The organism is Streptococcus sp. HPH0090, assembly GCF_000411475.1.
Classification (GTDB): domain Bacteria; phylum Bacillota; class Bacilli; order Lactobacillales; family Streptococcaceae; genus Streptococcus.
The window spans coordinates 7,501-29,226 of record NZ_KE150465.1 but is presented as its reverse complement, the minus strand read 5'-3'; the positions used below and the strand labels follow the sequence as shown (position 1 = coordinate 29,226).

The following is a 21,726-nucleotide window of genomic DNA, read 5'->3' as shown; positions in this document are numbered from 1 at the left end:
AATGATTGACATCCATTCACATATAGTTTTTGATGTCGACGATGGTCCTAAAAATAGAGCTGAGAGCAAGGCACTTCTAGAAGAAGCCTACGCTCAGGGTGTTCGGACGATTGTTTCAACCTCTCATCGTCGAAAAGGGATGTTTGAAACACCTGAAGAAAAAATTGCGACAAATTTTAGTGAAGTAAAACAGTTAGCACAAGAAATCGCTCCAGATTTAACAGTAGTATATGGGGCAGAGATTTATTTCTCAAGTGATGCGTTAGAAAAACTTGAAAAGGATATGATTCCCAAGCTAAATGGAACACGCTATGCCTTGATCGAGTTTAGTATGAATACTCCTTACCGAGATATTCATAGTGCCTTGTCCAAGGTTCTCATGTTGGGGATTACGCCTGTGATTGCTCATATTGAGCGCTACCACGCTTTAGAAAATGATGAGAAAAAAGTGAGAGATCTCATCAATATGGGTTGCTATACTCAGATAAACAGTTCTAGTGTTTTGAAGCCTCGACTTTTTGGAGATACCTATAAGTTCATGAAAAAACGGGCTAAGTATTTTTTGGACAAAGACTTGGTTCATATCGTGGCTAGCGACATGCATAATCTAGATAATCGCCCGCCATATATGAGAGAAGCTTACGAACTCATTACTAAAAAATATGGAACAGAAAAAGCTCGAGAACTTTTTAAAACAAATCCTTCGAAAATCATAAATGACCAACTAATCTAGGAGAAATGATGAAAGAACAAGAAAAAATTGAAATTGATGTACTGCAATTAGTAAAAGTACTATGGAAACGCAAATGGATCATCGTGTTAGCGTCTCTTGTTGCGGGAGTGGTTTCCTTTGCTTATAGCTCGTTTGTGATCAAGCCTCAATACACGAGCACGACACGCATCTATGTTGTTAATCGTAACCAAACCGACAAGCCTGGTTTGAGTAACCAAGATTTGCAGGCAGGTGCATCTCTAGTAAAAGACTATCGTGAGATTATTCTCTCACAAGATGTACTTGAAAAAGTGGTAACAGACCAAAAGTTAACGATGGATGCGAAAACTCTTGGGAAAAAAGTTTCAGTGACTGTACCTACAGACACTCGTATCGTATCTATCTCAGTTCGAGATGGCAATCCTGAGGAAGCGAGTCGTATTGCAAATGCACTTAGAGAAGTTGCTGCCCAAAAAATCATTTCTATTACACGTGTTTCGGACGTAACGACCTTAGATGAAGCGAGACCAGCTACTTCTCCGTCTTCACCAAATATCCGTCGCAATGCAATGATGAGTGTTATCGTAGTCACAGGACTAGTGATTCTGGTCATCCTATTGGTTGAATTGTTGGATGACCGAGTAAAGCGCCCAGAAGACATTGAAGAAGTGATGCAATTGTCACTACTAGGTGTAGTTCCAAATCTTGAGAAACTATAGTAAAGAGGGAAAAATGGCAAAGTTAGAACTATCAGAAAAACGAATAAATACTGCAAAAAAAGCAGAAGAGTACTACAATGCGCTACGTACCAATATCCAGTTAAGTGGAGATGAGCTTAAAGTTATTGCGCTTTCTTCTGTAAGGCCTGGAGAAGGTAAGTCTACAACCTCGACGAATATCGCTTGGGCTTTTGCGCGTGCTGGATATAAAACACTTCTTATCGATGCAGATATCCGTAATTCAGTCATGTCAGGTGTTTTCAAGTCTAGAGAAAAAATCACAGGTTTGACAGACTACTTATCAGGGACTAAGGACTTATCGCACGGTTTATGTGAAACGAACGTAGAAAACCTATTTGTAATTCAATCAGGACCAATTTCACCCAACCCAACAGCACTTCTCCAAAGTGAAAAGTTTGAAGCGATGATTGAGACCTTGCGAAAATACTTTGACTATATCATTGTGGATACAGCTCCTATCGGGGTTGTCATTGATGCAGCCATCATCGTTCAAAAATGTGATGCCTCAATCTTGGTGGCAGAAGCTTCTTCAACTAGACGTAAAGAAATCCAAAAAGCTAAATTCCAGCTTGAGCAAACTGGGACACCTTTCCTAGGAGTTATCTTAAATAAATATAACGTGCATCTTGATAAATATGGTTCCTATGGAAACTACGGAAACTACGGGAAAAATAAGAAAAAGTAAATTTCAAAAATAAGATTATATGAAAAGTAGGTGGAGTTTAAGTGGAGATACGTGAAGTCTTATATAAAAGTTTTAAGCAACTTGCAGACTTCTTTATTGGATTGGTAGGGACGGTAGTATTAGCTTTTCCGGCTTCCGTAATTATTTTTATTATTTATAAAGCAAAAGGGTATAAGGGTAGCATTTTCTTTACTCAGTACAGAGTAGGACTACATGGAAAGAAATTTAAAATTATTAAGTTCCGTTCCATGGTTGAGAATGCTGAGGAAATTCTCTTGGCAAATAAAGAGCTACATCAAAAATATATTGAGAATAGCTATAAGTTGCCACCTAACGAGGATCCTCGTCTAACGATTATTGGGAACTTTATCAGAAAAACAAGTATTGATGAATTTCCTCAGTTTGTAAATGTATTACGAGGTGATATGAGCTTTATAGGTCCCAGACCGATTCTGGATAAGGAATTAAAAGAATATACCGAAGACGAACAGAAACTATTGCTTTCGGTGAAACCAGGAATAACTGGTATGTGGCAAGTTTCTGGGAGAAGTGAAATCTATTATCCTGAACGTTGCGAGATGGAGTTGTACTATCCTAGACATCAATCTTTTAAATTGGATGTAAAAATATTTTTATTAACCATTAAGCAAGTTTTGTTAGGAAAAGGGGCTCATTAAAGAACAGATATGTTTTGTTAGGATTTTGTTATCTGTTGATGAGTATGAAATGCAAATTATATGAAATCAAATACTGGTAGTCATGCTTTAGAGTTTTGAATGGGATTGCTGCCAACTCTAAAATTTGGTAGATAATTCTTTCAAGGTTATTTAATCTGAATAGTCTATTAGACGCGTGGCAGAAGAGTTAACTAGTTTCTAAGGTGAACTCTGCGAAACTAGAGTGCAGGTGTTTGATTTCTTTTTTAGCGTAAACAGTTTAATCTAAATGAAGGGGGTTATAATGACAAAGAATTATAAAATTATCGTAGCAACGCACAAGCAATTTACAATGCCTGAAGATGCTGAGCTTTATCTACCCATCCATGTCGGTAGTGAAGGAAAAGAAAAATTAGGATACCAATGTGATGATGAAGGAGATAACATTTCTAGCTTAAACCCCTATTATTGTGAGTTAACTGGACTTTATTGGGCGTGGAAAAATTTAGACTGCGATTATCTTGGATTGGTACACTACCGTCGTTATTTCACGTCGAAAAGCCAATCGTATAACGAATCGCTTGACATGAATGATGTCATCTTATCGAACTCAGAAGTGAAAGATTTACTGTCAAAATATGACGTTATTGTTCCTAAAAAACGGAAATATTACATTGAAACCTTGTACTCACACTATGCACATACACATGATGCTAATCATCTAGATGTGACGCGCCGAATTATTAGTGAGTTGAGACCAGACTATATCGAGGCTTTTGATCGAGTTATGAAACAGCGCAGTGGTTATATGTTCAACATGTTTATCATGTCAAAAGAAAATGTAGCAGCCTATTGTGAATGGTTGTTTCCGATTATCGATGAGTTATACCGAAGACTGGATATTACAGGCTATTCTGCTTTTGATGCTAGATTATTTGGTAGGGTCAGCGAACGCTTGTTCAATGTTTGGTTGGCAAATCAAGATTTACGGATAAAAGAGGTTCCGTTTATCTATATGGAAAAGATTAACTTATTCCAAAAAGGGAAATCTTTCCTTCAAGCAAAATTCTTTGGAAAAAAATATGGACAGAGTTTTTAGATAGGGATAAAACATAGGGATGAAATTAGTAATAAAAATAAAATCTGTACCAGAACTGTTACCTCTTAGTGCATTAGGGATATTTTTGACGGTATCGATATTAAATACAACTTTTTATGTTCAATTTATACCTATATTAGTTTATAAATTAGTGATAGCTTTTTCGCTCTTTCTTTTAGCCATAAAGGAATCATTTAAAAGAAAGTACGATTATAGAGCTCTCTTAGGGTTATTTGCAACAATTTTAATTTATGTTGCTGTTGGTAAAACGACTGCCCTAAGTACAAATGTCGCAGTAGGTATCTTATTTATTTATACTTTACGAGATGTTCCTTTTAAAAAGGTGGCTACAACCTCTTTATTTGTCAGTACATGCTTGCTCTTATTTGTGATTATGAGTTCAAGATTGGGAATAATACCTAATTATCTAGAAATTTCTGGGCCTCGAGTACGTAGTTACTTAGGTTTCAGATATGCATTATATCCTTCTATCTTACTGATGAATATTGTTGCTATCGTATTCTATTTAAAGCAAAGTAAAATACAATATTGGCAATGGATTTTGTTGTCATTGTCTGTGTATTGGTTGTATAGCAAGACAGATTCTCGTTTGACATTTTATAGTTCTTGTATTTTGTTAGTTTGCAGCTTATTAATAAAGTGGTTTCCAAATATATTTTCTAAGTTGGGAAATGTATTTAGAATCTTTAAACTGACCTTTATTGTAAATGCAATCATTAGTTTTTGGGTATCCTTTACATTTCCCAATTCCGGTTATCCTCTGATCAATGATTTTCTTTTTAAAGCAAACCATATGTTAGGTGGTCGTTTATATCTAGCAAATAAATCTTTAAACTTATATGGTTTTGGATTGATTGGACGCCCAGTCGAATGGAACGGGAATGGTCTGACTGTCGAAGGGGTAAAAAATAATCAAACGTATCTGTATGTGGATAATTTATATGTTCAGATTTTACAAAAATATGGTTTATTGATCCTGTCAGTGATGCTCTCTGTTTTAACTTTAACGCTATTTAAAGTAATTAAGAAAGGCCAATGGGTTCTTGCTCTGATATTGATTTTGATGAGTTTTCATTCTATGATTGATGATTTGAATTTGTACCTTCATAACAATATTTTTTGGGTTTTGATTGGGGTTTTAATCTACCCAGATTATCAGTTTGCTGATGAAAATGATGGTAATAATTCGTTTGAAACAATCGTATAGTCGAACACAAAGGAATATTGGTTGGTTTCAGACTAAACAGCTTTCAAAATGTAGATAAGAAAGATATTCTAAACCTGTTTTTGTTAATTTATAGGACTGGAATGGATGGTCAGTTTATCTACTTCTTTACAGATTATTTATGGTATTTTTTATGAAACAAAACTTAATTTCTATTATTATTCCTTTACATAATGGAGCGGATACGATTAATAGAGCAGTAAAAAGTGTACTAAATGGTACATTTTATCACGATATGATTGAAGTGATTATTGTTGAAAATGGTTCGACAGATCAATCATTCGAGATTGCCAAAAAATTAGCAACAGAACATTCAAATATACGAGTCTATCAATCGGATAAAGGGACTAGTTTTGCTAGAAACTTGGGAATTGAAAAATCTAAAGGGAAGTGGCTGATTTTTTTAGATGCAGATGATTATTTGGTGGAATCGAATCTGAACATAATTATTGAAAATTTAATAACCAATCCTACAGATTTATGCGTATATAACTATGAAAAAGGCTCTAAAGAAATAGAACTTTTTTCAGAAGAGGTAGAATTGATAAATGATCTTAACCCGTTTATAGTTCGATTTCTTTCTGAGCCAACCAAATACATGACAGTATGGGGAAAGGTGTTTAATAAACATCTAATTGACGAACTTGGGTTAAAATTTAATACAAATTTAAGAGTTTCAGAAGACAGTGATTTTTATCTTCGATTTCTATTGGCGATGCACAGTCTAACCTTATACCCTCAAACTTTATACCATTACTCAATCGATTCACCTTCAACAATGAGGACATTTTCTTCCGATAAATTAGAAGGTTATATTGTTTCGTTGGATGAGAGTTCAAAGGCGTTAGAAAATGTTGATGATGCTATTCGAGAAGCTTTTTCATTATATAAGTTGGCGCATTTTAATTTAATAATGGTTAGAGAAGTGTTCCATTTTGATAATGCAAAGAGTTTTAGAGAAAAACTCAGAGAAATGATTAGGCTTTATAAGATGCCTATGTTTTCTGAGCCTATACAAAATTTATCTATCTCTGATGTAAGGAATTTATCCCTTGTACCTCTATTTTTCTTGAAAATACATTTGTATCATTTAGCGGCATTGGTTTACATTATTCGAGTGAGGCAAAACAAATTCAAAGAAGGAAGAAAAAGTTAATGAAAAGAATTCTAGTATTTGGGATGAATCAAAATCCTGGCGGAGTCGAATCATTTATTATGAATTATTTTCGTGAATTTAATCGCGAAAAGTTAGCCTTAGATTTTTTATGTAATTCAAATGATAAAATAGCTTATGAGGATGAACTTATTTCTAAAGGAGCAAGAATTTTTCATCTAACAGCGAGAAGTAAAAATCCGGTACGATATTATTGGGAAATGTATAGATTCTTCAAAAAATATGCATCGGATTATCAGGCAATTTGGGTTAATATTAATAGTTTGGCAAATATTGACTATTTAAAATTTGCAAGATATTTTGGTATTCCGGTTCGAATTGTACACAGCCATAATAGTCAAAATATGGATACCAAGCTTCGCGAAAAATTACATAATCATAATAGGGACAGAATTGAAAAGTGGGCAACCGATTTCTGGGCTTGTTCGCACGAAGCTGCAAAATGGTTTTACAATCAAGAAACTATTGGAAAAGTTAAGATTATACCAAATGCTATTAATATGAATGCTTCTATTTTTTCTTCTGAAGCACGAAATAAAATTCGAACTGATTATGCATTAGATAATAAATTTGTGCTAGGTCATGTAGGACGTTTGCATTTCCAGAAGAATCAAGAATTTATGATAAGAGTATTAGCTAAATTACAGGAATTTAGAAATGATGTCTGCTTAGTTCTAGTTGGTCAAGGCGAAGACTTGGATAAATTAAAGTTATTGGCTGAGGAGCTATCTGTTCAAGATAAAGTTTACTTTGTAGGTGTTCAGTCGAATATATCAGAATGGTTAAGTGCTTTTGACTTATTCTTTTTCCCTTCAAAATTTGAAGGCCTGCCATTAGCTCCTTTAGAGGCTCAAGCGAACGGTCTTCCTATACTATTGTCGGAAGAAGCTATGCCTCAGGAGGCAAAAATTAATGAAAATATTTTTTATTATTCATTGAAAGCCGATGAAGAAAGATGGGCAAAATTCCTTGATGAAATGATTCGTACAACAACTCGTTTAGATTATGAAGATATACGAGATAATTTTGAGAAATCTGGCTACGACATTAAGATAGCTGCTCAAAACCTTGAAAAACAATTACTAGAATTAGTTTAGGGAAGATAACATGGAGAATAAAATTGATTTTGTAGTTACTTGGGTTGATGGGAATGATCCAAAGTGGCGAGAGGAAAAGAGGAAATACGAAACTCAAGATGGTAGTCCGAACTTGAATGATGAATCTAGGTTTAGAGACATGGATTTGTTTCAATACTGGTTTCGATCAGTAGAAAAATATGCTCCCTGGGTCAATAATATCTATTTTATTACATATGGACATTTACCTGAGTGGCTGGATACAAATCATCCTAAATTGAAAATAGTAAAACACGAAGATTATATTCCGTCCGAGTATTTACCGACTTACAGTTCAAATGTGATTGAACTAAATCTTTTTAGGATTAAAGATTTAAGTGAGCATTTTGTTCTGTTTAACGATGATATGTTTGTTAATACGTTTTTAGAAAAGGAAGATTTGTTTAAAAATGGCTTGCCTCGATTGTTGAGTATATATCGACCGTTAGTCCCAACTAAAGAATTTGATTATATCAATTTTAATCATTTACTAATCATGAACAAATACTTTTATGATAAAAAAACATTCTCACAACATAGAAGAAAGTTTTTGAATACAGGTTATGGGAAATTTAATCTGTATAATCTATTTAGCATCTTTTATTCAGGAATTATTGGCTATCATGATGCACATGTTGCTGTGCCTCATCTAAAAAGTACTTTTGCTGAGATTTGGGAAAAAGAAGGAGAACTTCTACATCAAATTTGTAAAAATAAATTCCGTTCTACGAAAGACGTTAATCATTGGTTGATGAGCTATTGGAACATTGAAACAAATTCATTTATGCCACAAACTATTCGTGTTGGTGAATATACACCTCTTGCATTTTCGGATAAAATTGAATCGATTATTCATAAAGGAAAAAATAAATTTCTGTGTATAAATGATGATGAACATACTAAAGATTTCAATACCGAAGTCAATTTTGTTCGCAAAATATTTGAGAAAAAATTTCCTGAAAAGTCTAAATTTGAAAAGTAGAGGAATCTGGATTGAAAGAACAAGAATTACATAAAATGACAATTCTAGCCTGTAAAATAGTTTTATTTAAAAAAGAGATTTTAGGGATAGTAGATAGGACGGGTTGAGATGAAAGTATTAAAAAACTATGCCTACAATCTTTCTTATCAATTGTTGGTGATTATACTCCCAATTATTACGACTCCCTATGTAACACGGGTTTTTTCATCGGATGATCTAGGAACGTATGGTTATTTTAACTCCATCGTTACGTATTTTATCCTCTTAGCAACACTAGGAGTTGCCAACTATGGAACAAAGGTCATTTCAGGGCATCGCAAGGAAATTGAAAAAAACTTTTGGGGAATATATTCCCTGCAACTGAGTGCGACTATTTTTTCTCTATTCTTATACATTGTTCTTTGTCTGGCACTTCCTTTTATGCAAAATCCAGTAGCCTACATTTTAGGTTTGAGTTTGGTTTCGAAAGGTTTGGACATTTCCTGGCTCTTTCAAGGGTTGGAGGATTTTCGAAAGATTACCGTTCGAAACATCACGGTAAAACTCGTTGGTGTCATCTCTATCTTCCTCTTTGTTAAATCTGCAAGCGACCTTTATCTCTATGTCTTTTTGCTTACCATATTTGAACTTTTGGGGCAACTCAGTATGTGGTTACCAGCAAGAGAGTTTATTGGAAAACCGCATGTTGATTTAGAGTACGCCAAGCGTCACTTGAAGCCAATCATTTTATTATTTCTACCTCAAGTTGCTATTTCTTTGTATGTCACGTTAGACCGTACCATGCTTGGAGCACTAGCGTCTACAAAAGATGTAGGGATTTATGATCAGGCTCTAAAGTTAGTAAATATCCTCCTGACTTTGGTGACTTCCTTGGGGAGTGTTATGTTGCCTCGTGTTGCGCACCTCTTATCATCGGGTGAACACAAGGCGGTTAATAAAATGCATGAGATGTCCTTCTTGATTTATAATTTGGTCATTTTCCCAATGATGGCAGGGATTTTAATCGTCAATGATGATTTTGTTCAATTTTTCCTTGGGCAAGATTTTCAAGATGCGCGCTATGCAATTGCTATCATGATTTTCCGTATGTTCTTTATCGGTTGGACCAATATTATGGGTATTCAAATCTTAATCCCTCATAATCAAAACAAGGAATTTATGATTTCAACAACAGCTCCTGCGATTATCAGTGTAGGATTAAACTTGCTTTTCCTACCAAAGCTTGGTTATATCGGAGCAGCCATTGTCTCTGTCTTGACTGAAGCGCTTGTATGGGCAATTCAATTGTTCTTTACTCGCAGATACATAAAAGATGTTCCGATTATCGGATCGATGATGAAAATTATTCTGGCATCAGCTATCATGTATGGACTCTTGCTGGTTTCAAAAACAGTTATACATTTTTCGCCAACCATAAATGTTCTAGCATTTGCTGTGCTTGGTGGAATCATTTACTTAATTGCAATTCTATCTCTGAAAGTGGTAGATGTGAGAGAATTAAAACAACTTATTAAAAAATAATGGAGTGAATTATGTACGATTATCTGATTGTTGGTGCAGGTTTGTCTGGGGCAATCTTCGCACACGAAGCAACGAAACGCGGTAAAAAAGTAAAAGTGATTGACAAGCGTGATCATATTGGTGGAAATATCTACTGTGAAAATATTGAAGGCATCAACGTTCACAAGTACGGTGCCCACATTTTCCATACGTCCAACAAAAAAGTATGGGACTATGTCAACCAATTCGCTGAATTCAATAACTATATTAACTCACCAGTGGCTAACTACAAGGGCAATCTTTACAATCTTCCCTTTAACATGAATACTTTTTATGCTATGTGGGGAACCAAGACTCCTCAAGAAGTCAAGGACAAGATTGCCGAGCAAACTGCTGACATGAAAGACGTTGAGCCTAAGAACTTGGAAGAACAAGCTATCAAGTTGATTGGCCCAGATATCTATGAAAAGTTGATTAAGGGCTATACAGAAAAGCAATGGGGACGTTCTGCAACAGACCTTCCTCCGTTTATCATCAAGCGCCTCCCAGTGCGTTTGACCTTTGATAATAACTACTTTAATGACCGTTACCAAGGAATTCCAATCGGTGGTTACAACGTCATCATTGAAAATATGTTGGGCGATGTAGAATTAGAACTTGGAGTTGACTTCTTTGCTAATCGTGAAGAGCTGGAAGCTTCAGCTGAAAAAGTTGTCTTTACAGGGATGATTGACCAGTACTTTGATTACAAACATGGGGAGTTGGAGTATCGCAGTCTTCGTTTTGAACATGAAGTTTTGGACGAAGAAAACTATCAAGGTAATGCCGTGGTTAACTACACTGAGCGTGAGATTCCTTACACTCGTATCATTGAGCATAAGCACTTTGAGTATGGTACCCAACCGAAGACAGTTATCACACGTGAATACCCAGCTGACTGGAAACGTGGAGATGAACCCTACTACCCAATCAATGATGAAAAGAACAATGCTATGTTTGCCAAGTACCAGGAAGAAGCCGCTAAAAATGACAAGGTTATCTTCTGTGGACGTTTGGCAGACTATAAATACTACGACATGCATGTGGTTATTGAACGTGCTTTAGAAGTCGTAGCAAATGAGTTTGACTAAGAGAAACGATAATCTATGAAATACTACTTAAAAGAAGAATTTCTTCATGACAATAACGCTAAAAATGCGGGAAATAAGGCTCGCAATGATGTTGAAGAGATTGTAAAAAAAGAAGGTTACCAGCCATTGATTCTATCGGTTGATGATTGGTACCAGATGAATATCCTAAAAGCTCAGCGACATAAAGCAAAGGCTTTTGCTCAAGTTTTGAGTCAAATGAATAAAGGGGATATACTTTTGATTCAATTCCCTATGTTACATCATAGTTTTTTTACCACAGGACTTGTAAAAAAAGCGCAAAAAAGAGGGATAAAAGTCTATCTATTAATCCATGATTTAGAAGTGCTTCGTCATGCAAATTCAACTTCATTGCCTCTAAAGTACCGAATTCGCATGCATCTTCAAGAAGGAAGTTTGCTTAAAGCAGCGGACGGAATCATCGCGCATAATCCTGTCATGAAATCAGTTTTGGTTGAAAAAGGCATCGCAGAAGATAAGGTCATCAGTCTTGAAATTTTTGATTATTTGATTCCGAATTTTCAAGAAAAAACAATCCAAACAAAAGACCAACCAATTATTGTAGCAGGTAATTTGGCACAGGAGAAAGCTGGGTATCTCTATGCTCTTCCAGAAGCTCCAGTCTATAACCTCTATGGTGTCGGTTTTGACGAGAGTAGAGCTCTTGTAAATGAAACTTACTTTGGTTCCTTCTTGCCAGACGAACTTCCTGCAGCTCTTGAGGGTGGTTTTGGACTTGTCTGGGATGGTGACAGTGCGGATACCTGCAGCGGACTATTTGGCGAGTACCTTCGTTACAATAACTCACACAAGGCGTCTCTTTATTTAGCGTCTGGTTTTCCACTGGTGGTATGGAAACAGTCAGCCTTATCTCACTTTGTTCTTGAGAATGGTTGTGGGATCGCAGTGGAATCACTTCATGATTTGAAGAAAACGATTGAAAATCTTTCAGATGCTGATTATCAAATTTTGGTTGAAAAATCTAAATATATTGGTAAAAAAATACGAGATGGTTTTTATCTAACGAATGCTTTGAATGAATTAACAAAATAAGAGGTCGTTATTGACCTCTTTTTTATTAAAAATCCGAACATAATATACAGTTTTTTTACAAAGGGATTAAATATTAATTCCTATTACAAAAATGAATGTTTCATGAATGGATTTGGATAAAATTTCTATGGGAAATGGTTGATTTTCAGAATAATTTTCAGGATTTTTAATAGTTTTACACTATTTTTTGACAAAAAAATATAAAATTTAGGACTTGTAATGGAATATTAAAATAAATTTAATGAAAAACCTTCGATAAAATCATAAAAAAATAGCCACGAATCGGATTTTTGTGATATAATATTCTGTGAATAGCTATGCCTTCTTGTAGCTATTAAAAAAATCAAAGTGTGAAACTTGGAAGATAGAGAGGACGCAATGTAATGACTAGAAATGGTTTTTTTACAGGCTTAGATATTGGAACGAGCTCAATTAAAGTGTTAGTTGCTGAGCTTGTAGATGGTGAAGTAAATGTAATCGGTGTTAGCAACGCCAAAAGTAAAGGTGTCAAGGATGGAATTATCGTTGATATCGAAGCCGCTGCGACGGCTATCAAATCTGCTATTTCTCAAGCAGAAGAAAAAGCAGGGATTTCAATCAAGTCTGTAAACGTTGGACTTCCAGCGAACTTGTTGCAGGTTGAACCAACTCAAGGAATGATTCCTGTAACGTCAGACACAAAAGAAATTACAGATCAAGATGTTGAAAATGTTGTTAAATCTGCTTTGACAAAGAGCATGACGCCAGATCGCGAAGTAATCACTTTTGTGCCAGAAGAATTTGTGGTTGACGGTTTCCAAGGTATTCGTGATCCACGTGGCATGATGGGTGTTCGTTTGGAAATGCGTGGGCTACTCTATACAGGTCCAAGAACTATTTTGCACAACCTTCGTAAGACTGTTGAACGTGTTGGTGTTCAAGTTGATAACGTGATTATTTCACCACTTGCTATTGTTCAATCTGTTCTGAATGAAGGTGAACGTGAATTTGGAGCGACTGTTATTGATATGGGTGGTGGTCAAACAAGTGTTGCAACCATCCGTAACCAAGAGCTTCAATACACAAATGTTTACCAAGAAGGTGGCGATTACGTTACAAAAGACATTTCAAAAGTTCTTAAAACTTCTAAGAAGATCGCAGAAGGCTTGAAACTTAACTACGGTGAAGCTTACCCTCAACTTGCAAGTAAAGAGACTTTCCAAGTTGAAGTTATTGGGGAAGTAGAACCTGTTGAGGTTACTGAAGAGTACTTGTCTCAAATTATTTCAGCTAGATTGAAACACATCTTCGAACAAATCAAACAAGATTTGGAAAGAAGACATTTGCTTGACTTGCCAGGTGGCATTGCTCTTATTGGTGGAAATGCTATTCTTCCAGGTGTTGTTGAGCTTGCCCAAGAAGTACTTGGTGTACGTGTGAAACTTTACGTGCCAAACCAAGTAGGTATCCGCAATCCAGCATTTGCTCATGTGATTAGTTTATCTGAATACGCTGGAAGCCTTACAGAAGTTAATGTTTTGGCTCAACGGGCTATCAGAGGAGATCAAGTTTTACGTCAACAACCAATTGACTTCAGAACTCCAAGCCAGGAAAAACCTGCAGCTTCTCAACGTTCAGTATTTGGAACAACTTCGACTGAGTCAGTGGAACCAGCTTATACAACTGAATCAACACTTCCAAATCAATCAGAAGAAAAACCAAAAGGTAAGTTAACTGAACGTTTCCGTAGCTTGATCGGAAGCATGTTTGATGAATAGGATAGAGGAATAAAATATGACATTTTCATTTGATACAGCAGCAGCACAAGGTGCAGTAATTAAAGTAATTGGTGTCGGTGGTGGCGGAGGAAACGCCATTAACCGCATGGTTGACGAAGGCGTTTCAGGTGTTGAGTTCATCGCAGCCAACACAGATGTACAAGCTTTGAGCAGTACAAAAGCTGAAACAGTTATCCAGCTTGGCCCTAAATTAACTCGTGGACTTGGTGCTGGAGGACAACCTGAAGTTGGTCGCAAGGCTGCTGAAGAAAGCGAAGAAGTAATCACTGAAGCAATCAGTGGTGCAGATATGGTCTTCATCACTGCTGGTATGGGTGGTGGTTCTGGTACAGGTGCTGCACCAGTTATCGCTCGTATCGCTAAAGGTTTAGGCGCTTTGACTGTTGGTGTGGTAACACGTCCATTCGGTTTTGAAGGAAGTAAACGTGGTCAATTCGCAGTTGAAGGTATTAACGAACTTCGCGAACATGTTGATACTCTTTTGATTATCTCAAACAACAATTTGTTAGAAATCGTTGATAAGAAAACTCCACTTCTTGAAGCTTTGTCTGAGGCAGATAACGTTCTTCGCCAAGGTGTTCAAGGGATTACAGATTTGATTACAAATCCTGGTTTGATCAACTTGGACTTTGCAGACGTGAAGACAGTAATGGCAAACAAAGGAAATGCCCTCATGGGTATCGGTATCGGTAGCGGAGAAGAGCGTGTTATTGAAGCGGCTCGTAAAGCTATCTACTCACCACTTCTTGAAACAACAATCGATGGAGCAGAAGATGTCATCGTTAACGTAACAGGTGGTTTGGATATGACCTTGATTGAAGCTGAAGAAGCTTCAGAAATCGTCAATCAAGCTGCTGGACACGGTGTAAACATCTGGCTCGGTACTTCTATCGATGAATCAATGAAAGATGAAATCCGTGTGACTGTTGTTGCAACTGGAGTTCGTCAAGATGCAGTAGAAAAAGTTGTAGCACCACAACCAAGACAAGCATCATTCCGTGAGCCAGCAAGAACTGGACACACTCACACTTACGACCGTCATTTTGATTTGGCTGAAACAGCTGAACTTCCAACTCCTTCTCAACGCCATACTGAAGCACCTAAAGCATCAGCATTTGGTGATTGGGACTTGAGACGTGATTCAATTGTTCGTCAAGGTGAATCAGTTGTATCACCGGTTGAGCGTTTTGAAGCTCCATCTTCTGATGAGGATGAGTTGGAAACACCACCATTCTTTAAAAATCGTTAATAAAGATGGATTTAAAAGAAAATACAAATCAGGTATTTCAACAGGTTACCAAAGCAATTCAAGAAACCGGCCGTGAAGACGGTTCGGTTTCTGTAATTGCCGTAACAAAATATGTTGATATTGCAACTGCAGCTAATTTGATCGACCAAGGAGTTAAACACATCGGTGAAAACCGTGTCGACAAATTTCTTGAAAAGTATCATGCTTTAAGTGATAAAGATGTTACTTGGCACTTGATTGGTAGCTTACAAAGAAGAAAAGTGAAGGATGTTATTCCTTATGTAGATTATTTTCACGCTTTAGATTCTTTGAAATTAGCTCAAGAAATTCAAAAACGTGCCAATCGTAAGGTTAAATGTTTTTTGCAGGTCAATATTTCTGGAGAAGAAAGCAAGCATGGTTTTTCGAAAGAAGAACTTTTAGCAGTCTTAACAGACTTGTCTAGCTTGGATCAAATAGAGTATGTCGGTCTTATGACCATGGCTCCGTTTGAAGCTCAAACAGAAGAGTTGCAAAAAATCTTTAAAGAAACGCAAGAGTTGCAACAATACATTCGTGAACAACAACTCCCCAATATGCCAATGACAGAACTAAGTATGGGAATGAGTCGTGACTATAAGGAAGCGATTCAGTGTGGCTCGACTTTTGTTCGAATTGGTACAGCATTTTTTAAATAGGAAATAATCATGTCATTAAAAGATAAATTTGATAAATTTATAGATTACTTTACAGAAGATGGAGATGAAGTTGCTTCAGATGTTGTAGCCGCACGTTCTGAACGTCCACTAGCTTCAGTTCCTCCAAAAAGAGAATTACCTCAGCAAGCTTCTGTTGCTCAAGAATCTTCTCCAGTTGAAGCAAAAGAAAAAAACATTACAAAACTTCATGCTCGTCAACAACAACTAGCAATTGAAAGTCATCGTAGCACTGAAAAAGTTACTATCGACGTTCGTTACCCACGCCGTTACGAAGATGCAACAGATATTGTTGATTTATTGGCGGGGAATGAGAGTATCTTGATTGACTTCCAATATATGACAGAAGTTCAAGCTCGTCGTTGTTTGGATTACTTGGATGGAGCACGTCATGTTCTTGCTGGTGAGTTGAGAAAAGTCGCACATACAATGTACCTTTTGACACCAGTTGGTGTTGTGGTTAACATTGAAGATATCCGTTTGCCAGAGGAAACTCAAAGTGAAGAGTACGACTTTGACATGAAGAGAAATAGAGTACGTTAATGTTTCTAATAATTCGTTTTATCCAAAATGCTACAGATATCTATTCGATGATACTTGTAGCTTTTGCTCTATTATCATGGTTTCCAAATGCTTACAACACCCAGTTGGGTAAGTTTTTAGAGACTTTGTGTAAACCAATTCTTGAACCTCTGAAACGTCTACCTCTTCAAATTGCAGGTTTGGATTTCTCCGTTTGGATAGCTCTAATTCTTATCCGTGCAATCAGTCGCTATCTTATCAATTTGCTGGTTATGTTATGAGTAAAGAACTTTACCAACATTTTGCAACTGAGGATATTCCATTTATTGACAAGGGCCTAGAATGGATAAGGCAGGTAGAAGAACATTACGCACCAATCTTAACTCCTTTTATAAACCCCCACCAAGTTTTTATCTTGGAGACGCTGGGAAATAATAGAGGAGTAAAGACGTTTACTAGTAGCAGTTTTGTTCCTACAGAGTATGCAAGGGTGATACTTGCACCGGATTATTTTACGCCGAGTTTAGAAGATTTTGAAATGACCCTGCTTGAGATTGAGTACTCCGGCAAGTTTCAACAGCTAACCCATTCAAAAATTCTGGGTACAGTTCTCAATCGATTGGGTATCGATCGTAAGTTGTTTGGGGATATCCTTGTGACTGAAGAAAAGGCTCAGATTGTAGTGGATCAAAGATTCACTACCTTGTTTCAGGATGGCATTCAAAAAATTTCTAAGTTGCCTGTAAATTTAGTGGCGCATTCTTTTTCGGATATGATAGAATCAAAAGATGAGTATCAAGAAAAAGAAATATTAGTTTCAAGTTTACGTTTGGATACCTTCTTATCAAGTATATTGAAATTATCACGTTCTCAAACTTCAGCTCTGGTTGAAAAGAAGTTAGTTCAGGTCAATTATCATATAGTTGAAAAGTCAGACTATCAGGTAAAACTTGGTGATTTGATCAGTGTTCGACGTTTTGGGCGAATTGTTTTGCTTAAAGAAAACGGTCAAACAAAAAAGGATAAGAAAAAATTAACAGTCCGACTACTATTAAGTAAGTGAGAAGAAATATGTCAATTACACCACAAGATATTGTTGATAAAGTTTTCTCAACGAAATTCCGAGGCTACGATAAGGAAGAAGTTGACGAATTTTTAGATAAGATTTATATTGACTACGAGGAATTAGTTCGATACAAGGATGAGACAGAACCTTATATTAAAAGACTAGAAGAACGTCTTTCCTATTATACGAATGATATTCCTAAGAGAACAGTAACAAATGGCGAAAAGCAAGAGCAAGAACCAGAAGCAATACATGATTCTATTTTTTATTAAATAAGTGAGGAAAAATATGCCAATTACATCGTTAGAAATTAAGGATAAAACCTTTGGTGTTCAATTTAGAGGTTTTAATCGTGAAGAAGTTGATGAATTTTTAGATATTGTTGTTCGTGACTATGAAGATTTGGTTCGTAGCAATCATGAAAAAGATCAGCATATTAAAAATTTAGAAGATCGTCTATCTTATTTTGATGAAATCAAAGATTCGTTGAGCCAGTCAGTTTTGATTGCTCAAGATACAGCTGAGCGTGTAAAACAAGCAGCAAACGATCGTTCTCACAATATCATCCAACAAGCTGAACAAGATGCACAACGTTTGCTTGATGAAGCTAAGTACAAAGCTAATGAAATTTTGCGTCAAGCTACTGATAATGCTAAGAAAGTTGCTGTAGAAACTGAAGAATTGAAGAACAAGAGTCGTGTCTTCCATCAACGTTTGAAATCAACTATCGAAAGCCAATTGGCTATTGTGGATTCATCTGAATGGGAAGAAATTTTACGTCCAACTGCAACTTATCTTCAAACAAGCGATGAAGCATTTAAGGAAGTTGTCGAAGAAGTATTGGGTGAAGCAGCATCTTCATATCATGAAGAAGAGCCAATTGACATGACTCGTCAATTTTCTCCAGAAGAAGTTGCAGAACTTCAAGCACGTATTGAAGCAGCCAACAAAGAATTGTTAGAAGCAGAGCAAGCTGCTGAAGAATCAGCTGAAACAGAAGTTGAAGTTCAACCAGTTGCTGAAACTCCTGTTGAACCAACTCATGAGGAAGAACCTCAAGACGATGCGAACACTCAACAAGAGTCAGTCCTAATTTTATAAGAGTTTAATAAGAGAACAAGAATTTATCAAATATATTTCTAGCGAGTAGGAGATGGTGGAAGCCCTACAATCCCTGTTGGTAAATTTATCCTCTCTTAGCATCAAGTCTGAAAATAGTAAGACTTGACGTTGCCCACGTTACGGGAAAAGAGGGAAAAAGACCTAGTCTTTTTCCGAACAAAGGTGGTACCACGATTTTCGTCCTTTTTGCGAGTCGTGGTTTTTATATTGTCAATTTAAATAAAAGGAGTAATAATGAAACTAAAAGAAACCCTCAATCTTGGGAAAACAGATTTTCCAATGCGTGCCGGTCTTCCAACCAAAGAGCCAGTTTGGCAAAAAGAATGGGAAGAAGCAAAATTGTATCAACGTCGTCAAGAGTTAAATGAAGGAAAACCTCACTTTACTCTTCACGATGGTCCTCCGTATGCAAACGGAAATATCCACGTTGGACATGCTATGAACAAAATCTCAAAAGATATCATTGTTCGTTCAAAATCTATGTCAGGTTTTTATGCACCTTACATCCCGGGTTGGGACACACACGGTTTACCAATTGAGCAAGTCTTGGCTAAACAAGGTGTCAAACGTAAAGAAATGGACTTGGTTGAATACTTGAAACTTTGTCGCGAATACGCTCTTTCTCAAGTAGATAAACAACGCGAAGACTTTAAACGTTTGGGTGTTTCAGGTGACTGGGAAAATCCTTATGTAACTTTGACGCCTGACTATGAAGCAGCGCAAATCCGCGTCTTCGGTGAAATGGCTAACAAAGGCTATATCTACCGTGGGGCTAAGCCGGTTTACTGGTCATGGTCATCTGAGTCAGCCCTTGCTGAAGCGGAAATCGAATACCACGACTTGGTTTCAACATCTCTTTACTATGCCAATAAGGTCAAAGATGGCAAAGGTGTCCTAGACACTGACACTTATATCGTGGTCTGGACAACAACTCCATTTACTGTTACAGCTTCTCGTGGATTGACAGTAGGTGCAGAGTTTGATTATGTCGTAGTGAAACCTGCTGGATCCGACCGCAAGTATGTCGTAGCATCTGAGCTCTTACCAAGCCTTTCTGAAAAATTCGGTTGGGAAAATGCTGAAGTTCTTGCGACTTACCAAGGAAAAGAATTGAACCATATCGTTACAGAACACCCATGGGATACGGAAGTTGATGAATTGGTGATCCTTGGTGAGCATGTAACGCTTGATTCAGGAACTGGTATCGTCCATACTGCTCCTGGTTTTGGTGAGGATGACTACAATGTAGGTATTGCCAATGGCCTCGAAGTTGCTGTTACTGTTAACGAACGCGGAATCATGATGGAGAATGCTGGTCCTGACTTTGAAGGTCAATTCTATGACAAGGTTGTACCAACGGTTATTGAAAAACTTGGTGATTTGCTCCTTGCTCAAGAAGAAATCTCTCACTCCTACCCATTTGACTGGCGTACGAAAAAACCAATCATCTGGCGTGCAGTTCCACAATGGTTTGCCTCAGTATCAAAATTCCGTCAAGATATCTTGGATGAAATCGAAAAAGTGAAATTCCACTCAGAATGGGGTAAAGTACGTCTTTACAACATGATCCGTGACCGTGGTGACTGGGTAATCTCACGTCAACGTGCCTGGGGAGTTCCTCTTCCAATCTTCTATGCAGAAGACGGAACGCCAATCATGACAGCTGAAACAATTGAACATGTAGCTCAACTCTTTGAAGAGCATGGGTCAATCATCTGGTGGGAACGTGATGCTAAAGACCTCTTGCCAGAAGGATTTACGCATCCAGGTTCACCAAATGGGGAATTCAAGAAAGAAACTGACATCATGGACGTTTGGTTTGACTCAGGCTCATCATGGAACGGAGTAGTGGTTAACCGTCCAGAACTTAAATACCCAGCGGATCTTTACCTTGAAGGTTCAGACCAATATCGTGGTTGGTTCAACTCTTCTCTTATCACATCTGTGGCGAATCATGGTGTGGCACCATACAAGCAAATCTTGTCACAAGGTTTTGCTTTAGATGGTAAAGGAGAGAAGATGTCTAAATCTCTTGGGAACACCATTGCTCCAAGTGATGTTGAAAAACAATTCGGTGCTGAAATCTTGCGTCTTTGGGTAACCAGTGTAGACTCAAGCAATGACGTACGTATCTCGATGGATATCTTGAGCCAAGTGTCTGAGACTTACCGTAAGATCCGTAACACGCTTCGTTTCTTGATTGCTAACACATCTGACTTTAACCCAGCTGAGGATGCCGTCGCTTACGAAGAACTTCGTTCTGTTGATAAGTACATGACCATTCGCTTTAACCAGCTTGTCAAGACTATCCGTGATGCTTATGCTAGCTTTGAATTCTTGACTATTTACAAGGCACTAGTAAACTTTATCAATGTTGACTTGTCAGCTTTCTACCTTGATTTTGCCAAGGATGTTGTTTACATTGAAGGTGCTAAATCACTTGAACGCCGTCAAATGCAAACAGTCTTCTATGATATTTTGGTGAAAATCACTAAACTCTTGACACCAATCCTTCCTCACACTGCCGAAGAAATCTGGTCATATCTTGAGTTTGAGGCAGAAGACTTCGTTCAATTGTCAGAATTACCAGAAGCTCAGACTTTTGCCAACCAAGAAGAAATCTTGGATACCTGGTCAGCCTTCATGGACTTCCGTGGACAAGCTCAAAAAGCTTTGGAAGAAGCGCGTAATGAAAAAGTGATTGGTAAATCACTTGAAGCTCACTTGACAGTTTATCCAAACGAAGTCGTGAAAACACTTCTTGGAGCTGTTGATAGCAATGTTGCTCAACTCTTGATTGTTTCAGATTTGACTATCGCAGAAGGACCAGCTCCAGAAGATGCAGTGGCCTTTGAAGATGTAGCTTTCACGGTTGAACGTGCAGCTGGTGAAGTTTGTGACCGTTGCCGTCGCATCAATCCAACAACGACTGAACGCCACTACCACGCAACCATCTGTGATCACTGTGCAAGCATCGTCGAAGAGAACTTTGCAGACGCAGTCGCAGAAGGATTTGAAGCTAAATAATTTAACAAAAATACAGGAGTTACTCCTGTATTTTTTTAAAAATTAAAACTTTAATAAAAATATGGTATAATATACTTTATTAAAATAAAAGGAGATATTTATGAAGACAAAAACACTTGCACAAGTAGATGGATTTATTGGTATCATTGCAGGAGCT

The 21,726-nt window shown here is 37.1% G+C and carries 22 protein-coding genes, 1 pseudogene and 1 other annotated feature (1 of these 24 only partly in view); all 23 genes and pseudogenes read left to right on the top strand.

The window, feature by feature from the left end:
- Position 1: 1 nt before the first annotated feature.
- The gene (gene cps4B / locus HMPREF1481_RS07900) at positions 2-733 is read left to right on the top strand and encodes a capsular polysaccharide biosynthesis protein Cps4B (RefSeq protein WP_016466155.1); all 732 of its coding nucleotides are present in this window, start codon (positions 2-4) and stop codon (positions 731-733) included.
- 8 nt (positions 734-741) lie between these two features.
- On the top strand, positions 742-1,431 hold the full coding sequence (locus HMPREF1481_RS07895; RefSeq protein ID WP_016466154.1) for a CspC family polysaccharide chain length determinant protein: 690 nt from the start codon (positions 742-744) through the stop codon (positions 1,429-1,431).
- 13 nt (positions 1,432-1,444) lie between these two features.
- On the top strand, positions 1,445-2,137 hold the full coding sequence (locus HMPREF1481_RS07890) for a tyrosine-protein kinase (protein ID WP_016466153.1): 693 nt from the start codon (positions 1,445-1,447) through the stop codon (positions 2,135-2,137).
- A 41-nt stretch (positions 2,138-2,178) separates the two neighbouring features.
- Complete coding sequence (locus HMPREF1481_RS07885; protein ID WP_016466152.1) at positions 2,179-2,814, top strand: sugar transferase; 636 nt, start codon at positions 2,179-2,181, stop codon at positions 2,812-2,814.
- A gap of 283 nt (positions 2,815-3,097) precedes the next feature.
- A complete protein-coding gene (locus tag HMPREF1481_RS07880) occupies positions 3,098-3,892 on the top strand; it encodes a DUF4422 domain-containing protein (RefSeq protein ID WP_016466151.1) in 795 nt (264 codons plus the stop codon).
- Between the two features lie 19 nt (positions 3,893-3,911).
- Positions 3,912-5,120: a hypothetical protein gene (locus HMPREF1481_RS07875; protein WP_016466150.1), complete on the top strand. Its 1,209-nt coding sequence runs from the start codon at positions 3,912-3,914 to the stop codon at positions 5,118-5,120.
- A gap of 151 nt (positions 5,121-5,271) precedes the next feature.
- Complete coding sequence (locus HMPREF1481_RS07870) at positions 5,272-6,294, top strand: glycosyltransferase family 2 protein (RefSeq protein WP_016466149.1); 1,023 nt, start codon at positions 5,272-5,274, stop codon at positions 6,292-6,294.
- The gene (locus tag HMPREF1481_RS07865) at positions 6,294-7,409 is read left to right on the top strand and encodes a glycosyltransferase family 1 protein (RefSeq protein WP_016466148.1); all 1,116 of its coding nucleotides are present in this window, start codon (positions 6,294-6,296) and stop codon (positions 7,407-7,409) included. Before HMPREF1481_RS07870 ends, HMPREF1481_RS07865 begins: the two co-directional genes overlap by 1 nt.
- Positions 7,410-7,419: 10 nt before the next feature.
- Positions 7,420-8,409 (top strand): Stealth CR1 domain-containing protein, encoded by a 990-nt coding sequence (locus HMPREF1481_RS07860; RefSeq protein WP_016466147.1) that lies wholly within the window; start codon positions 7,420-7,422, stop codon positions 8,407-8,409.
- A gap of 108 nt (positions 8,410-8,517) precedes the next feature.
- Positions 8,518-9,930 (top strand): flippase, encoded by a 1,413-nt coding sequence (locus tag HMPREF1481_RS07855; protein WP_016466146.1) that lies wholly within the window; start codon positions 8,518-8,520, stop codon positions 9,928-9,930.
- Positions 9,931-9,941: 11 nt separating this feature from the next.
- Positions 9,942-11,039 carry a UDP-galactopyranose mutase gene (gene glf, locus HMPREF1481_RS07850; RefSeq protein ID WP_016466145.1) on the top strand — a complete coding sequence of 366 codons (1,098 nt, stop codon included), beginning with the start codon at positions 9,942-9,944 and terminating at the stop codon, positions 11,037-11,039.
- Positions 11,040-11,054: 15 nt separating this feature from the next.
- Positions 11,055-12,110, top strand: a complete 1,056-nt coding sequence (locus HMPREF1481_RS07845) for a sugar transferase (RefSeq protein ID WP_016466144.1) — start codon at positions 11,055-11,057, stop codon at positions 12,108-12,110.
- A gap of 383 nt (positions 12,111-12,493) precedes the next feature.
- Positions 12,494-13,685, top strand: a pseudogene (gene ftsA, locus HMPREF1481_RS07840) (cell division protein FtsA); the annotation flags it as partial.
- Complete coding sequence (locus HMPREF1481_RS11020; protein ID WP_414264406.1) at positions 13,676-13,867, top strand: cell division protein FtsA C-terminal domain-containing protein; 192 nt, start codon at positions 13,676-13,678, stop codon at positions 13,865-13,867. The pseudogene ftsA and the gene HMPREF1481_RS11020, both read left to right, overlap by 10 nt.
- A 16-nt stretch (positions 13,868-13,883) precedes the next feature.
- The gene (gene ftsZ, locus HMPREF1481_RS07835; protein WP_016466142.1) at positions 13,884-15,137 is read left to right on the top strand and encodes a cell division protein FtsZ; all 1,254 of its coding nucleotides are present in this window, start codon (positions 13,884-13,886) and stop codon (positions 15,135-15,137) included.
- A gap of 5 nt (positions 15,138-15,142) precedes the next feature.
- Entirely contained in the window at positions 15,143-15,814 is a 672-nt protein-coding gene (locus HMPREF1481_RS07830; RefSeq protein WP_016466141.1) for a YggS family pyridoxal phosphate-dependent enzyme, read from the top strand.
- Positions 15,815-15,823: 9 nt separating this feature from the next.
- Positions 15,824-16,375: a cell division protein SepF gene (locus tag HMPREF1481_RS07825; protein ID WP_016466140.1), complete on the top strand. Its 552-nt coding sequence runs from the start codon at positions 15,824-15,826 to the stop codon at positions 16,373-16,375.
- On the top strand, positions 16,375-16,635 hold the full coding sequence (locus HMPREF1481_RS07820; protein WP_016466139.1) for a YggT family protein: 261 nt from the start codon (positions 16,375-16,377) through the stop codon (positions 16,633-16,635). Before HMPREF1481_RS07825 ends, HMPREF1481_RS07820 begins: the two co-directional genes overlap by 1 nt.
- On the top strand, positions 16,632-17,417 hold the full coding sequence (locus HMPREF1481_RS07815) for a YlmH family RNA-binding protein (RefSeq protein ID WP_016466138.1): 786 nt from the start codon (positions 16,632-16,634) through the stop codon (positions 17,415-17,417). The genes HMPREF1481_RS07820 and HMPREF1481_RS07815 overlap by 4 nt, the downstream gene beginning before the upstream one ends.
- 8 nt (positions 17,418-17,425) lie before the next feature.
- Entirely contained in the window at positions 17,426-17,692 is a 267-nt protein-coding gene (locus HMPREF1481_RS07810; protein ID WP_016466137.1) for a DivIVA domain-containing protein, read from the top strand.
- A gap of 16 nt (positions 17,693-17,708) precedes the next feature.
- Positions 17,709-18,521: a DivIVA domain-containing protein gene (locus HMPREF1481_RS07805; RefSeq protein ID WP_016466136.1), complete on the top strand. Its 813-nt coding sequence runs from the start codon at positions 17,709-17,711 to the stop codon at positions 18,519-18,521.
- Positions 18,518-18,730 (top strand) — a binding site (T-box leader). (Overlaps the previous gene by 4 nt.)
- A 46-nt stretch (positions 18,731-18,776) precedes the next feature.
- Positions 18,777-21,569: an isoleucine--tRNA ligase gene (gene ileS, locus HMPREF1481_RS07800; protein WP_016466135.1), complete on the top strand. Its 2,793-nt coding sequence runs from the start codon at positions 18,777-18,779 to the stop codon at positions 21,567-21,569.
- Positions 21,570-21,669: 100 nt separating this feature from the next.
- Positions 21,670-21,726, top strand: the 5' end (the start) of a protein-coding gene (locus HMPREF1481_RS07795) for a hypothetical protein (protein ID WP_006149702.1). It continues 312 nt past the right edge of the window; the window shows 57 of its 369 coding nt (coding positions 1-57); it begins with the start codon at positions 21,670-21,672; its stop codon lies off the right edge, out of view.